General features: G+C 68.4%; 15 protein-coding genes. 6 read left to right on the top strand and 9 right to left on the bottom strand.

Translation table 11 applies throughout. From position 1 onward, the window contains the following. Positions 1–31: 31 nt before the first annotated feature. Positions 32–472, top strand: coding sequence for a nuclear transport factor 2 family protein (locus ACFXKA_RS09275; RefSeq protein WP_379426770.1), 441 nt, complete (start codon positions 32–34; stop codon positions 470–472). A gap of 118 nt (positions 473–590) precedes the next feature. Next, positions 591–1,001, top strand: coding sequence for a hypothetical protein (locus ACFXKA_RS09270; RefSeq protein ID WP_379426769.1), 411 nt, complete (start codon positions 591–593; stop codon positions 999–1,001). 69 nt (positions 1,002–1,070) lie between these two features. Here the strand turns inward: ACFXKA_RS09270 and arc are convergent, their stop codons facing one another. Beyond that, positions 1,071–2,831 carry a proteasome ATPase gene (arc, locus tag ACFXKA_RS09265; RefSeq protein WP_354832104.1) on the bottom strand — a complete coding sequence of 587 codons (1,761 nt, stop codon included), beginning with the start codon at positions 2,829–2,831 and terminating at the stop codon, positions 1,071–1,073. A gap of 243 nt (positions 2,832–3,074) precedes the next feature. Here arc and ACFXKA_RS09260 point away from each other — a divergent pair, with 243 nt between their 5' ends. Further along, positions 3,075–3,521: a hypothetical protein gene (locus ACFXKA_RS09260; protein ID WP_354832102.1), complete on the top strand. Its 447-nt coding sequence runs from the start codon at positions 3,075–3,077 to the stop codon at positions 3,519–3,521. A 34-nt stretch (positions 3,522–3,555) separates the two neighbouring features. Beyond that, positions 3,556–3,981 carry a hypothetical protein gene (locus ACFXKA_RS09255; RefSeq protein WP_379426768.1) on the top strand — a complete coding sequence of 142 codons (426 nt, stop codon included), beginning with the start codon at positions 3,556–3,558 and terminating at the stop codon, positions 3,979–3,981. Between the two features lie 116 nt (positions 3,982–4,097). Here ACFXKA_RS09255 and ACFXKA_RS09250 read toward each other — a convergent pair whose 3' ends face one another. Beyond that, entirely contained in the window at positions 4,098–4,931 is an 834-nt protein-coding gene (locus ACFXKA_RS09250) for a tRNA (adenine-N1)-methyltransferase (RefSeq protein ID WP_354832098.1), read from the bottom strand. 103 nt (positions 4,932–5,034) lie between these two features. Here ACFXKA_RS09250 and ACFXKA_RS09245 point away from each other — a divergent pair, with 103 nt between their 5' ends. Continuing rightward, positions 5,035–5,892, top strand: coding sequence for a RecB family exonuclease (locus tag ACFXKA_RS09245; protein WP_354832096.1), 858 nt, complete (start codon positions 5,035–5,037; stop codon positions 5,890–5,892). An 11-nt stretch (positions 5,893–5,903) separates the two neighbouring features. On the opposite strand, the gene hisG is transcribed toward ACFXKA_RS09245, so the two are convergent. From hisG to ACFXKA_RS09215, 6 genes are all read right to left on the bottom strand, one after another. Further along, positions 5,904–6,755: an ATP phosphoribosyltransferase gene (gene hisG / locus ACFXKA_RS09240; RefSeq protein WP_354832094.1), complete on the bottom strand. Its 852-nt coding sequence runs from the start codon at positions 6,753–6,755 to the stop codon at positions 5,904–5,906. A gap of 89 nt (positions 6,756–6,844) precedes the next feature. Continuing rightward, positions 6,845–7,108: a phosphoribosyl-ATP diphosphatase gene (locus tag ACFXKA_RS09235; protein WP_033085388.1), complete on the bottom strand. Its 264-nt coding sequence runs from the start codon at positions 7,106–7,108 to the stop codon at positions 6,845–6,847. Between the two features lie 43 nt (positions 7,109–7,151). Next, complete coding sequence (locus ACFXKA_RS09230) at positions 7,152–8,954, bottom strand: choline/carnitine O-acyltransferase (RefSeq protein ID WP_379426767.1); 1,803 nt, start codon at positions 8,952–8,954, stop codon at positions 7,152–7,154. Positions 8,955–9,142: 188 nt separating this feature from the next. Further along, a complete protein-coding gene (locus tag ACFXKA_RS09225) occupies positions 9,143–10,504 on the bottom strand; it encodes an NAD(P)/FAD-dependent oxidoreductase (RefSeq protein WP_379426766.1) in 1,362 nt (453 codons plus the stop codon). Positions 10,505–10,573: 69 nt separating this feature from the next. Then, positions 10,574–11,404 carry a class I SAM-dependent methyltransferase gene (locus tag ACFXKA_RS09220; RefSeq protein WP_379426765.1) on the bottom strand — a complete coding sequence of 277 codons (831 nt, stop codon included), beginning with the start codon at positions 11,402–11,404 and terminating at the stop codon, positions 10,574–10,576. Between the two features lie 13 nt (positions 11,405–11,417). Next, the gene (locus ACFXKA_RS09215; RefSeq protein WP_379426764.1) at positions 11,418–12,317 is read right to left on the bottom strand and encodes an arpA protein; all 900 of its coding nucleotides are present in this window, start codon (positions 12,315–12,317) and stop codon (positions 11,418–11,420) included. Positions 12,318–12,620: 303 nt separating this feature from the next. On the opposite strand from ACFXKA_RS09215, the gene ACFXKA_RS09210 reads away from it, so the two are divergent. After that, positions 12,621–13,643 carry a toprim domain-containing protein gene (locus ACFXKA_RS09210; RefSeq protein WP_379426763.1) on the top strand — a complete coding sequence of 341 codons (1,023 nt, stop codon included), beginning with the start codon at positions 12,621–12,623 and terminating at the stop codon, positions 13,641–13,643. On the opposite strand, the gene ACFXKA_RS09205 is transcribed toward ACFXKA_RS09210, so the two are convergent. After that, a complete protein-coding gene (locus ACFXKA_RS09205) occupies positions 13,571–14,572 on the bottom strand; it encodes a helix-turn-helix transcriptional regulator (RefSeq protein WP_379426762.1) in 1,002 nt (333 codons plus the stop codon). The genes ACFXKA_RS09210 and ACFXKA_RS09205 overlap by 73 nt on opposite strands. Positions 14,573–14,673 lie beyond the last annotated feature (101 nt).

Here is a 14,673-nt window from a genome sequence, read left to right as displayed (position 1 = left end):
GAAACGATCTTGACCCTATCGAGGAGACCCCATGGACCAGCTGGAAACCCGACTCGCCCTGCGCGAACTGACCGAGCGCTACGCCTCCCACGCCGACCGCCGCCGCGATGCGGCGATCGCCGAACTCTTCACCGCGGACGGCACATTGGTCATCGAGTGGGGTGGCGAGCAGCCCACGACGACGGTGCGCGGCCGCACCCAGATCGAAGCGGCCATGCGGCCCCTCGACCGCTACCGCATCACCCGGCACGTGATCGCCAACCAGCTGCTGGACTTCTCCGGTGACGAGGTGCGGGGCGAAACCTATTGCACCGCTTCCCATGTCTACGATGATGCCGACGGCTCCCGGGTCTTCGTCATGTACATCCGCTACGACGACACCTTCGCCCGCGACGGCGGCGCGTGGCGGTTCCGGCAGCGCCGGCTCATCGTCGACTGGACCGAGGATCGGCGGCTGCGCAGCACCCGGTGATCACCGTCTCCGGCGGGTGATTGCCCCCACCGCGACCATGCCGTCCGTTACAGTCACCCGGCACGAACCGATGCTCTCATCGATGCGCACAGTCAATCGACGTTCCATGGAGGGGTACATGAACACGATCACCCGTAGCGTCACCGGCCTGGCCGCCGCGGCCGCCCTCACCGGTGCCGCCCTCGTCCTCGGCGCCGGCCCCGCGGCCGCCGACGACTGGCCGGTCCAGCAGGACCGCAGCCCCATCTACGTTTTCGAGACCCACGACTTCCTCACCCCCGGCGACCCCGACTTCTGGAACCCGCTGGTCAACCGTGCCCGCCTCACCTCGCCGTTCGGCACCTCGACCCGCATCGTGTGCTCGGGCTTCCACGGCGTCACCACCAACTGCGTCCAGGCCGACGCCGACGGCAACCCGCACGCCCTGAAGCGGCTGCCGTTCAACTTCCCGAACGTGAGCGGCTCCGGCGCCCCGGGCGGCGGTGTCTCGCATTGGGTCTACCCCGGCTTCATCCCCGGGATCAGCTGACTCGCACCGCCTCCACGCGTGCGAAGGGGCTCGCATCCGAAAGGATGCGAGCCCCTTGGCTTTTCCGGCTTACAGGTACTGGCCGGTGTTCGACTCGGTGTCGATGGCGCGGCTGGCGCTGGCGTTCTTCCCCGTCACCAAGGTGCGGATGTAGACGATGCGCTCGCCCTTCTTACCCGAGATGCGGGCCCAGTCATCGGGATTCGTGGTGTTGGGCAGGTCCTCGTTCTCGGAGAACTCGTCCACGATCGAATCGTAGAGATGCTGGATACGCAGACCCGGATTGCCGGTTTCCAGGACGGACTTGATGGCGTACTTCTTGGCCCGGTCCACGATGTTCTGGATCATGGCGCCGGAGTTGAAGTCCTTGAAGTACAGCACCTCCTTGTCACCGTTGGCATAGGTGACCTCCAGGAAGCGGTTGTCCTCGGACTCGGCGTACATGCGGTCCACCACGCGTTCGATGGTGGCCTGCACGCACTTGCCGCGATCACCGTCGAACTCCTGCAGATCCTCGCTGTGCAGCGGCAGCGTCTCCGTCAGGTACTTGGAGAAGATGTCCTGCGCGGCTTCGGCATCCGGGCGCTCGATCTTGATCTTCACGTCCAGGCGGCCGGGCCGCAGGATCGCGGGATCGATCATGTCCTCACGGTTGGAGGCGCCGATCACGATCACGTTCTCCAGGCCCTCGACACCGTCGATCTCCGAGAGCAGCTGCGGCACAACGGTGGTTTCCACATCGGAGGAGACGCCGGAACCGCGGGTGCGGAAGATCGAATCCATCTCGTCGAAGAACACGATCACCGGGGTGCCCTCGGACGCCTTCTCGCGGGCCCGCTGGAAGATGATCCGGATGTGGCGCTCGGTCTCACCCACGAACTTGTTGAGCAGCTCGGGGCCCTTGATGTTCAGGAAGAACGACTTGGCTTCCTTGGCATCCTCACCGCGCGCCTCGGCGATCTTCTTGGCGAGCGAGTTGGCAACGGCCTTGGCGATCAACGTCTTACCGCAACCGGGCGGACCGTAGAGCAGCACGCCCTTGGGCGGGCGCAGCGCGTACTCGCGGAACAGATCCTTGTGCAGGAACGGCAATTCGACCGCGTCGCGGATCTGCTCGATCTGGCGCGAGAGACCGCCGATGTCCTCGTAGCCGACATCCGGCACCTCTTCGAGCACCAGGTCCTCGACCTCGGCCTTGGGGATGCGCTCGAAGGCGAATCCGGCCTTGGTGTCGACCAGCAGCGAATCACCCGGCCGCAGTTTGCGAATCGGACGATCCGGATCCTCGAGGTCGTCCACGTCGACCAGGGCGGTCAGCGGCCCGGACAACCAGACCACCCGCTCCTCGTCGGCATGCCCGACGACCAGCGCGCGGCGCCCGTCGTCGAGAACCTCTCGCAGCGTGCCGATCTCACCGATGGTGTCGAAACCGCCCGCCTCGACCACGGTCAGCGCCTCGTTGAGACGCACGGTCTGCCCGTAGTGGAGGGTGGTGGTGTCGATATTCGGCGAACACGTCAGCCGCATCTTGCGCCCGGAAGTGAACACATCGACCGTCTGATCGTCGTACACGCCGATGAGGACGCCGTAGCCCGAGGGTGGCTGGCCGAGGCGGTCCACTTCCTCACGGAGAGCGACCAGTTGCTGGCGCGCTTCCTTCAAGGTGTCCATCAGTTTGGTATTGCGAATCGTCAGCGAATCGACGCGCGCTTCCAATTCCCGTGTGCGATCCGGCGTGTCGGCGAGTTGCCTCCGGAGTGCAGCGGCCTCGGCACGTACTGCCTCGAGTTCCCTCCAGGCGGCCGAATCCGAATGTTCGATGGGGCTCATGATGCTGCTCCTCCCAGTCCCGGTCTATCAACGCTACCGGGCTCTAACCGTTCCCGCTTTCCGACATGGTTTCGTCGTGATCACATCTAGGCTGCGGCCTGCAGGCCGGACGAGCATGTTAGCCTGCCCTAACCTGTTTCCGGTGAGTTAATCGCCGGACCGAGCCGAAAGGCGCCGTTGATGCTCCTTCCCACCAGTCGTACTCCTGGTATGCGCAACGTCACGCGGACGCTTCGTGTTTCCGTGGCTACCGTCGCGGCCTTCGCGGCCGTTACGGCAACTGTGACCGGCTGCGGCTCCGACGACAAGGGTTCTTCGTCCTCGACCACCACCGTATCGGCCACCGCCGCCGCGCCCGCGCCGACCGCGGACGCCCTGCAGGGCGTGCTCACGGCCTTCGCCGACCCGGCGAAGCCGGCTGCCGACAAGGCCAAACTAGTCGTCGACGGCGACAAACGTCTCGGAAATATCGACACCATGAACCAGGGACTGGCCCATTACCAGGTCGGGTTCACCGTCGGTGAGATCAAGCAGGACGGGACCAAGGCCGACGCGAAGGTGTCGGTGACCTCCCCGCACGGCACCATGCCCGACGTCCCGATGACCTTCCAGTACAGCGACGGCGCGTGGAAGCTCTCCGACGCCGGCGCCTGCACGATCCTCGGCATGGCCCGCGCGGCCTGCCAGTAACCACCTCCTCGAGTCCTGAAAGGCCCGTTCGTTCATGCTCGCTCGTTCCGTTCGCCTGTCCCTGGCCGTCGCCGCGGCCGCCGTCGCCCTCACCTCCGGTGCGGGCCTCGCCGGCGCCGACACCCCCGCGCCCTCCGCCGACGAGTTGCAGTCGACGCTGACCCGCTTCACCGACCCGGCCGTGCCCGCCGCCGACAAGGCGAACCTGATGGTCAACGGCGGTGCGCGCACCTCGAACCTCGAGACGATGAACCGGGGCCTGGCCAACTACGGCAGCATCGGCTGGACGGTCTCGGGTGTGCAGGCCAACGGCGACACCGCCAATGTCTCGGTCGCCATCGTCTCCCCGCACGGCACCATGCCCGGCGTGCCCATGAGCTGGCAGCACACCGACGCGGGCTGGCAGTTGTCGGAGAACACCGGCTGCACCATCCTGGCCATGGGCAAGGCGCCCTGCTGACGCCGCGAAACCGCCTCGCGATCGGCTGAACACGACGACGCGCCCCCGCCGTTCCGTGGCGGGGGCGCGTTCGTTTCGAGGCCGGATCCGGCGTCGAGAAATATCTTCCCGGCGCGCTAGCCCTTGGACGGGCGGCGCTGCGGCTTGGGGGCGGTGACGCCGTCGGCGAGGCGGCGGGCCTTGACCAGAAAGGCGGTGTGGCCCTGCATGCGGTGTTCGGGGCGCACCGCGAGGCCGACCACGTGCCAGGGGCGCACCATGGATTCCCAGGCGGTGGGCTCGGTCCAGCAGCCCTGGCGGCGCAGCGCCTCGACCACCTCGGAGAGCTGGGTGGTGGTGGCCACGTAGGCGAGGAAGACGCCGCCGGGGATCAGTGCCTTGGAGACGGCCTCGAGCGCGTCCCACGGCTTGAGCATGTCGAGGACGACGCGGTCGACCTGTTCGCCGGCGTAGTCCGCCACGTCGCCGAGGGTGAGTTCCCAGTTGGCGGGGCGTTCGCCGAAGAAGCGCTCGACATTCTTGACCGCGTGCTCGGCGTGGTCGTCGCGGATCTCCCAGGAGATGACCTTGCCCTCGGGGCCGACCGCGCGCAGCAGCGAGCAGGTCAGCGCGCCCGAGCCGGCGCCGGCCTCCAGGACCTTCGCGCCGGGGAACATGTCGCCCTCGTGGACGATCTGGGCGGAGTCCTTGGGGTAGATGACCGCCGCGCCGCGCGGCATGGACAGCACGTAGTCGGTCAGCAGCGGGCGCAGGGCCAGGTAGGGGGTGCCCTTGGCGGAGTTCACCACGCAGCCCTCGTCGGCGCCGATGAGGTCGTCGTGGTTGATGTGGCCGGCGTGGGTGTGGAATTCCTTGCCCGCCTCCAGGATCACCGTGAACTTGCGCCCCTTGGCGTCGGTCAGCTGTACCCGGTCACCGATCTGGAATGGGCCGGTCCGTCTGGCCGTCATGAATCTCCGTTCTGCGTGGTTGTGGTGAAGTCGTGCGTCGCCGCGAATGTGCTGCGCCGGATTCGTCCGCACCTTGTCGGTGCCTGCGTTTAGCCTGCCAGGTATGTCGGTTGACGTGATCAGTACCCCGGAGACAGCGCGGTTCGCTCCGCGTGGCCCCGCCCTATCCCCCTCGCGCGCAATCGATTTCAAGCAGTGCCCGTTGAAATACCGGCTGCGGGTCATCGACCGGATTCCGGAACCGCCCTCGCGAGCGGCGGTGCGCGGCACGGTGGTGCACGCCGTGCTGGAGGCACTGTTCGGGCTGCCCGCCACCGAGCGGGATGCCGAGGCCGCGGCCGCTCTCGTCGAACCCGCGTGGACGGGGGTGCGCGAGTCGCAGCCCGAGGTGGAGTCGCTGATCCCGGCCGAGGAGCTGCCCGGGTTCCTGGCCGAGGTGCGCAAGCTGGTGGGCGTGTACTTCCGGCTGGAGGATCCATCGGGCTTCGATCCGGAGTCGTGCGAGACCTTCATCGAGGCCGACCTCCCCGACGGCACGCCATTGCGCGGCATCGTGGACCGCATCGACCGCTCGGCCGACGGGGAACTGCACGTCATCGACTACAAGACCGGCCGCGCCCCGGGCCTCACCTACGAGACCCGGGCCCTGTTCCAGCTGAAGTTCTATGCCCTGGTCCTGCTGCGCACCCAGGGCCGGGCGCCGGCGGAACTGCGGCTGATGTACCTCGCCGACGGCGTCACCCTCACCTACGCGCCGGACCCGGAGGAACTGCTGCGCTTCGAGCGGATCCTGTCGGCGCTGTGGGCCGCCATCGTGACCGCCGCCGAGACCGGGGAGTTCCCGCCCAGCCCGAGTTGGCTCTGCGAGTACTGCGATTTCAAGCGACTATGCCCCGAATTCGGCGGCACCCCACCGCCTTTCCCGTCCGGCGAGGACGAGCCGGAATCCGGCCCGTCCTGACCCGGCCGGAATCAGAAGGCGCGGCAGGACCGGATGTCGGTGGCCAGGATCGCCTTGGCGCCCAGGTCCGCGAGCTGGTCCATGAGCTCGTTGCCGTTCTTGCGCGGCACCAGCGCGCGCACCGCGACCCACTCGGGATCGGTGAGCGGCGACACGGTCGGCGACTCCAGCCCGGGGGTGATCTTGACCGCCTCCTCGAGCAGCGCCTTGGGGCAGTCGTAGTCCAGCATCAGGTACTGCTGGGCGAAGACCACGCCCTGGATGCGGGCGACGAGCTGGTTGCGGGCCTTGTCGTGCTGGTCGGCGCCTTCGGCCTCGATGAGCACGCCCTCCGAGGAGCACAGCGACTCGCCGAAGGCGACCAGGTTGTGCTGGCGCAGGGTGCGGCCGGAGCCGACCACGTCGGCGATGGCGTCGGCGACGCCGAGCTGGATGGAGATCTCGACCGCGCCGTCGAGGCGGATGACCTCGGCCTCGATGCCGTGCTTCGCCAGGTCCGTCAGCACCAGGTTCGGGTAGGAGGTGGCGATGCGCTTGTCGTAGAGGTCCTCGACCTTCCATTCGCGCCCGGCCGGGGCGGCGTAGCGGAAGGTGGAGCGGCCGAAGCCGAGGGCGAGCCGTTCCTGCACGGGCGCACCGGAATCCAGGGCCAGGTCGCGGCCGGTGATGCCCAGGTCGAGCTCGCCGGAACCGACGTAGATGGCGATGTCCTTGGGCCGCAGGAAGTAGAACTCGACCTGGTTGACCGGGTCCAGCACGCTCAGCTCACGGGAGTCGGTGCGCTTGCGGTAGCCCGCCTCGGACAGGATGGCGAGGGCGGATTCGGAGAGTGCGCCCTTGTTGGGGACTGCGACGCGAAGCATGGGAGGTCCTTTCGGAACGGGGAGGGAAGACGTGTCGACAGGGGGCTGAGCGAACGGTGCGCCGCACGTTCGTGCGGCGCACCGGCGCATCACAGATGTCGGTACACGTCCTCGAGCCGCAGCCCGCGGCCCACCATCAGCACCTGCACCCAGTAGAGCAGCTGCGAGATCTCCTCGGAGAGTTCCTCATCGCTCTGGTACTCGGCCGCGATCCAGACCTCGCCGGCTTCCTCGAGCACCTTCTTGCCCTGCGCATGCACGCCGGCGTCCAGGGCGGCGACGGTGCCCGACCCCTCGGGGCGGTTGGCGGCACGATCCTGCAGCTCGGCGAACAGGGCTTCGAAAGATTTCACGGGGAGTGATTCTTTCAGACGGGCGCACACTCCCCGCAATCGGTTATACGGTGAGCAGTTCGGCGAGTTCGGCGACCGCCCCGCGCAGCTGCTCGGCGAAGTCGTGCATCTGCTGGGCGACGTGCTTGGGCGTGGCCAGGTAGAGGTTCCAGCGGTCGGGCAGCAGCACGTAGGCGATGCCGATGCACTTGGGGCTGGTGGAGCCGAACCCGAAGTACTGGATGTTCACCGACGGCGCGGAGCTGGTGCTCAGGTAGTCGTCGCGGGTGATGGTCCAGCCGGGGCTGTCGTAGAAGGCCATCGGGGCCGTGGCGCCGAGCTGTTCGCCGCGGCGGCGCTGGATCCACTGCAGTTCCCACAGGTGCTGTTCGGGGGCCTCGCCGCGCTGGCATTCCTGGGCGCGGCGCACGTGTGCCTCGGCAGCGGTGCGCAGGGCCACCAGTTTGCGGTCCCGGTCCACGGCCGGATCCTCCATGGCGGCAACGAAATCGAGCATTTTCTGGGTGATCACGCGCATGGCCTCGGTGCGGCCGTTGCGGAACTGGCGGGTGGCGATGGATTCGTAGGTGGCGCCGTTGAGCCCCTTGCTGCGGCGGTGCGCGAGCTGATAGCTCAGCTGCGCGAAGGCGTCCGGGGAGATGCCCAGCCGCTTGGCGCGGTTGGTGCCGAAGTCGAACGACACCGTGGTGGTGGCGTTGTCGGCGGCGTACTGCGCGAAAGACGCGGCGGCGGAGGCGATCTCGGTCTTGGATTCCGGGCCGAGGACGAACTCGACGGGTTCGATGGCGGGCAGGCCCTGCGCCTGCGCGCCCGACTGTTCGGCGTGGTCGCTCACCGGCGCCTCGAGCAGGGTGTCGACGAAGGACAGGATGGTGGTGCCGTCCAGGCCGCAGTGCTCGACATTGATGCCCGCTTCGCCGTCGGCGAAGACGATGAACGACACCGACTTGTCGAACCAGCGGTTGCCGCTGTCGCCGTGCAGCAGCTGGTCGCAGGCGTGCAGGGTGTCGCGCGGCGCGAAGTCCTCGAGGCAGACGCAGAACAGCGCAGTCTCGATGGTGTCGAAGGCGGCGGCATTGGCGGGCCGCAGGGCGGCGTAGACCGGCGCCCAGTCGGCGCGGGCGAGCGTGGTGAGGTGCCCGGGCGAGGTGTTGGTGGCGGCGCGGCGCGCACCGGCCTTCATGACGGCGCGCAGGCCGTCGGCGAGGTCCTCGGGGGTGTAGGGGACGCCGCCGGGGCCGATGACCTCCATGCGGAACATGGTGCCGCGGTAGAAGACCACGATGTGGCGGGCGTCCGAGGGTCCGGGCCAGGCATCGCTGTAGGGCGCCCGCACGGTGTCCTGCGGCGCGTCCGGTATGCGCGTCTCGGAGAACAGGAACTTGTTCTGCGCCATATTGAGTCGCGTGCCGCGCTGGGTGGCGGGCGGGATCTCCTCCTTGTCCAGGCGCAGCTTGTAGCCGACGGTCGCGGCGATGAGGGCGGCGGCGCGCTCGCTCTGGTCGGCGCTGGTCGAGGAGGCGAGGGCGGTGTCGTCGCGGAACAGGAAGAAGAAGTTCGCATTCAACGCGATCCGGTCGCGGCGGCCCAGGTAGCGGGAGGGCCAGAACTCGTCGAGCCAGCTGCCCACGCCCGGGGTCTCGTCGAACCGCTGCAGATCGGCGTGCAGGATGCGGGCGGGACTGTCGGGGCGCAGCAGATCCTCGACGGCGGCCGCGGTGGCGGCGTACTCGTCGGAGGTCAGCAGGGGCGCGCACCAGTGCAGAAAGCGGGTGCAGCTCTCCTCCAGGGTGGGCAGCGGGACGCGGGGCAGCTGCTCGTCGAAGGCGAAGGTGCTGTCGCTCAAGGGGTGTCCTCGTGGGTCGTCGGATAGGGGCAACCTGGCATTTGCACACGCGTGACCGTCCCCCTGGCGGTCACAGCACCCATTCTTGTCATCGAAACCGTCCGAGCGCCAGGCTTTCGCCCGAAACCACACGGTCGGCCGGGATGTGGATTTACTGCGCCACAATAGTTTTCATGCGGGTTGCGGAGTCACCCGGGATCGCCGAGCCCCTTCAGCACCCGCGGCACCTCGTCGGTCCGCAGGTAGCAGCCGGACTGCTCGAATCCGCCGATGGTGTGGGTCTGGTAGTCGCCGTAGCCGATACGCAGGAAGTCGTCGCCGCTGAGGCCGTGCACGGTCCAGTCGAACGCCACGCGGGCGCGGGCGACGACGGTGCGCAGCGCCATCAGGTGGTAGCTGCGTGCCACGAATTGGGCTGGGACACCACGCAATCCGATGCCGAGCGGGCGGGCCAGCGCGTCGCGGCCGCCGAGGTCGACCACCATGCCGAGATCCGGATGCCGGTAGGGTTCGGATCGTCCGCCACGCAAGGTCGCCAGCAGGTTCTTGCCCAGGTGCCGGCCCTGGCGGATGGCGTGCTGGGCGGTGGGCGCGCACACCTTGTCGACGCCGTCGGTCAAATCAGGGACGGCGGCGGCGTCACCCATGGCCCACACGCCCTCCAGCCCGGGAACAGAGAGGTCGGCGTGCGCGATGATGCGTCCCTTGTCGGTTTCCGCGCCGAGGTGCCCTGCCAGCGGGCTCGGGGTGACGCCGGCGGTCCACAGCACGGTGCGGGAGGGGATGAATCGCCCATTGGTGAGTTTCACCCCGTTGGCCGTCACCTCCGCCGCCGACGCTCCGGAGATGAGTTCGATTCCGCGTTCGGCCAGAATCCTTTTCGCCTCCGCGCCGAGCCGCTCGCCCAGCTCCGGCATGATGCGGTCGCCGTGGGTGACCAGGTGCCACCGCACCATGCCGCGTTCGGTTTCGGGAAAGAAGCGCTTGGCGGCGGCGTGGCAGACCTTGTTCAGGACCGCGGCGGTCTCGGTCCCGGCGTAGCCCGCGCCTATGGTGACGAAGTTGAGCCGCTCCCGGTCCGCGTCCAGCCCGCCGCGCAGCGCGGCGACGTCCAGTTGCCGCAGCACATGGTCGCGCAGGTACATGGCCTCCGGCAGGGTCTTCATACCGAAGCCGTGCTCCTTGAGCCCGGGCACGTCCAGCACCCGGGTGATGGAGCCCGGGGCCAGGACGAGATGGTCGTACTCGAGGGCGGTTTCGCGGCCGGTGGATCGGCGCACCACCACCCGCCGGGCGTCGTGGTCCACCCCGACCGCCATGCCCGGCACCACCTCGGTGCGGCGCAGGATCCGGCGCAGGGACACCGAGACCGACCGAGGGTTGAGGGTGCCGGAGGCGACCTGCGGTAGCAGCGGGAGGTACAGCAGTCCGGCGTCCGGCGAGACGAGCTGGATGAACGCCTCGTCGGGCCGCACTCGGCGTTCCAGATATCGGGCGCACTCGACGCCCGCGAAACCACCGCCGACAATTACGATCTTCGCTGGTGCCACCGATTCACCGTAACAATCGCGGGGAGTTTTCAGGTGAATCCGGGATGTGAATTCGATGTGCGACGCGATTCATTGTTCGGTCGCGACGCTGACTTTCGGCCGCGACAGATACAGCTGGGCGTAGAGCCACCCGTCGGATTCGGCGCCGGCGGGATCGATTCCGCTGTCCGCCAGGGTGTTCAGTACCCGCGCCTGCTCGTCCGCGGAGGCGAAGCGCCGCTGGCGGAACACGCCGGGTGCGCGTTCGGTGTGATAGCCGAGGGTCTCCAGGTGAGCGGCGATGGGGTCGAAGGAGAACATGCGCAGCACGAAATGTGCCATCCAGGGCAGTTTTCCGCCGTGGGCGCGGGCCACCCGCAGCAGGGTGCGTTCGGAGACGTAGCCGACGCAGCCGGTGGAGATGACCAGGTCCGCGGCGGCGAGGGTGCGGCGCTGGGCCTCGGTGGGGTCGCCCGACTCCAGGTCGGCGTGCACGACGTCCTGGAGGAAGCCGGCGGCGCCGGCGTAGTCGAGAGCGGGGCGGGAGGCGTCCATGCCGATGAAGCGGACGCCGGGGAGCTGATCGCGGGTGTGCAGCAGCTGCCGGTCGCGATCGATGAGCGCGGCGGTGTCGTCGCTGTCGCGGCCGCGGTACCGTCCGGCCAGGTCGGTCATGGTGGTGTCCAGGCGCAGCAGGGCCGCGTTCACGCCGTAGGAGCAGCCGATGTCGAGGACCGCGGGGGTGGCGATGCCGGTGGCCGACCGATATTCCGCGAGTAGCCGCTGGAAATGCGGTTTGGCCAATTCCGGTATCTGGTAATCCAATTCGGCCATGCGCGCGTAATACTCGCGTGGATCGGGGCGGTCGTAGATGTGGTCGAACGAGGCTTTTCCGGTGGAGCTGTGTAACGAAACCGGCACGAGCTGTTCCCTCTCAGTCGAGCAGTCGATCGCCGCGGACCTCACCGACGGCCAGATGATCCGGCAGTACCCGCCCGAACAGCTGCCGGGTCCGCTCGGCGGTGCCGATCAGTCCCGGGGTGTCGCTGTAGGCGAAGATCGCCGAATGCCGTTGCACCGTCCCGCCTACGGGCGCGACCCGGTGCAACGAGAATCTCCCCTGGAACAGCTGCAGATCCCCCGGCCGCAACTCCAGCCGCCGGACGAACCGCTCCCCCTGCCCCGTCAGCACGTCCCGCACATCCGCGAGGTGCTCCGCCTCCCGCGACCGGATGTTCGGGCAGTACTCGAACACCCCACCGCGTTCCGGCTCCTGCGTGAGCATGCTGACGGTGAACTCGTTGGTATCGAAATGCCACGGATGCGACATTCCCGGCGCGACCACATTGAGGCACAACCCCGCCAGCGGGTCGGTGTACTCGTGGAGCTCGGCCAGCCCGAAGCAGTCCGCCACGAACCGCTGGAACCGGCGGTCGGTGTACAGCCGGTGGATCAGCGCGTCCGCGGGAATGAGATCCCTTGCCACGAACGCGTTCCCGCGGTGCAGCACGATCCGCCCCGGATGGTCCGGCGGTAGATCGGCATCGAGGGGAATGTTGTAGGCGTTGACGTCCTCCACGGTGTAATACGCGTGCGGAGCCAACGCCACCCCCTCGCCACGCAAGGTATTCAGCAGCTCGGGCCTGATGAACCCGCGCAGCACGCAGCATCCATCCGCGGCCAGCTCGGCCCGCGCCTCGCCCACCGCCGCCAGCCACGCCGCACTCCCGGGCGAGTCCAGCGGATACTTCCCGACATCCACTCCCGGCACCGGGCCCCCGCCCGCCGCCGCATCGGCTTCCCACGAGTTTGCCCGACCCCCGACCGCAACCATGCGGTCCATTCTTGCCGCCCGAACGCCCGACACGCCCGAGTTCCACTCCGATTGTGAATTCTCACCATTCCTGCGCCCCAGCAGGTTTCATGCAGTACCGGTCGTCCGCTTCGTGGCGGCCGCCATCGACTCCGGCTACCCCACGCCATCCGGATCAGCCGATATCCACCGCCCGGGAGAGTCCATCCCGCGCCAGGGCGACGCGGATATCGGGCGGTTGATTCCGGTTGCGCTACAACCGGATTCATGACGGTTGACAACGCTGCTCAACGGGGTACACCGGTAGTTGAGAGGACCGGCGTGATGGGCAGTCAGGGATCGTGGGAGACCATCAACCGGGCGCTGAATCGGGTGTCCGGGCCGGGGAGGCGCGGCACCGAGTGGACTACCTACCTGTGTCCGGTGCACGAGGCGGATGGGCGGCGGCATCGGCCGTCGCTGGGGGTCGTGTACAGCCTGCAGCGCCAGCGGACGGTCGTCCGGTGTTTCGCCGGGTGTTCGGATGAGGAGGTGCTGGAGCGGCTCGGGCTGCGGGTGCGGGACCTGTTCGACGCCCCGGCGGAGCGGCGGGGGTCACCGACGCGGGGGACGGTGGAGACGGGGCTGGCGGATCGGGCCATTTTGGCTGCGGGGCTGGCACTTTCGGTGCACAAGCGTGACTTCGGTCCGCCGATCGGGCGGTCGCGGCGGGTGGCGGCGTATATCTACCGGTGGCCGGATGGCAGTCCGGCGGGGTGTGTGTTCCGGGTTCGGACGCTGCATCGACAGGGGTACGTGAAGAGCTTCTATCAGCAGCGCCGGACCGAAACCGGTTGGGAGTACGGCGGATTCGAGCGGCTTCCGTTCCATTTGCCCGAGGTGATCGACGCCGTGGAGGACGGCCGTGACATCGTCGTCTGCGAGGGTGAGGCGGACGTGCTCACTGCCACGCGTGCCGGGTTGACCGCCACCTGCAATGCGGGCGGGGCGAACGGGTGGCATCGGGAGCATGCCGAATGGCTGCGGGGTGCGCATCGGGTGTGGGTGGTCGCCGATCGGGATGCGCCGGGGTATCGGCATGCGGCGAAAGTTGCCGAGTCACTGATCGATTGCGTGGATGAGCTGCGGGTGGTGCAGGCGCGGGACGGGAAGGATCTCACCGATCACTGCAATGCGGGGCATCAGGTGTCGGAACTGGATCCGGTGCCCGTGCTGGACGAGCACTATCGCGGGCGGTCAGCACTATCGCGGGCGGTCAGCACGGTCGCGGGCGGTCAGCACGGTCGCGGGCGGTCAGCACGGTCGCGGGCGGTCGCTCGGCCGGCTGTGCCGACGGCACGCTGGTAGCGGTCGATCAGGGTGCGCAGGGCCGCGACCAGATCGGGGGAATCGACGATGTCGAAGTCGGCGTCCAGCAGACCCAGGTAGAGGGCGAGCATTTCGGGGTGGTCGGAGCCGGGTTCGAAGGCGCAGCGGTTGTCGCCGAGTTCCTCGATGTCGATGGGGATCGGGATGCGCGCGCGGACGTGAGCGGCGGGGGCGTGCACGATCACGCGGGCACGGAAACGCCACGTCGCCGAGCCGATTCCGCGTTCGACATAGGACGCGATCTCGGCGTCGGGCGGCAGGGGACGCGGAATGAAGCGCGGTCCGGCCGGTGGGCGCGGGTCCATGCGGTCGGCGCGGAAGGTCCGCCAGTCGCCGCGGTCGAGATCCCACGCCAGCAGGTACCAGCGCTGGCGGTGGTTGACGAGACGGTACGGCTCGACCACACGCCGGGAGGATGCGCCCGAGTGGGTCCGATAGTCGAACCGCAGGCGTTCGTGGTCGCGGCACGCGGCGGCGATGGCGATCAGCGTGTCGGCGCCGACCCGGGGCCCGCGCATCGGAACCGGCAGCGCGTTCTGGAAGGCACTGACCCGGTGCCGCAGCCGTGACGGCAGGATCTGCTGCAGTTTCGTCAGCGCGCGCAGCGACGTCTCCTCGATGCCGAGGACCGAACCGCTTGCGGCGGTGCGTAATCCGACGGCCACCGCGACAGCTTCGTCATCGTCGAGCAGCAGCGGCGGCAGCGCGCCACCGGTCCCGAGCCGGTATCCCCCGTCCACGCCGGGCCGCGCCGCCACCGGATAGCCGAGCTCACGCAGCCGATCCATGTCCTTGCGGATCGTGCGCGGGGTGACCTCGAGCCGTGCGGCGAGTTCGGCCCCGGTCCAGTCGCGCCGGGATTGCAGCAGCGACAGCAGCCGCAGCAGGCGGGCGGAGGTTTCCAGCATTTCTCGATGGTATCCGCGCATTGCGGAACGAACTGTTCCGCAATGGTCCATACCGTGGTGTCGAGCGAAAGACGAAGAGCCTCCGGCGAGGCTCTCCCCAG

Origin of the sequence: Nocardia sp. NPDC059228 (assembly GCF_042754245.1) — a bacterium.
In the GTDB taxonomy this organism is placed as follows: Bacteria; Actinomycetota; Actinomycetes; order Mycobacteriales; family Mycobacteriaceae; genus Nocardia.
The sequence above is the reverse complement of the archived record's forward strand: the minus strand, read 5'-3'. Positions and strand labels throughout refer to the sequence as shown.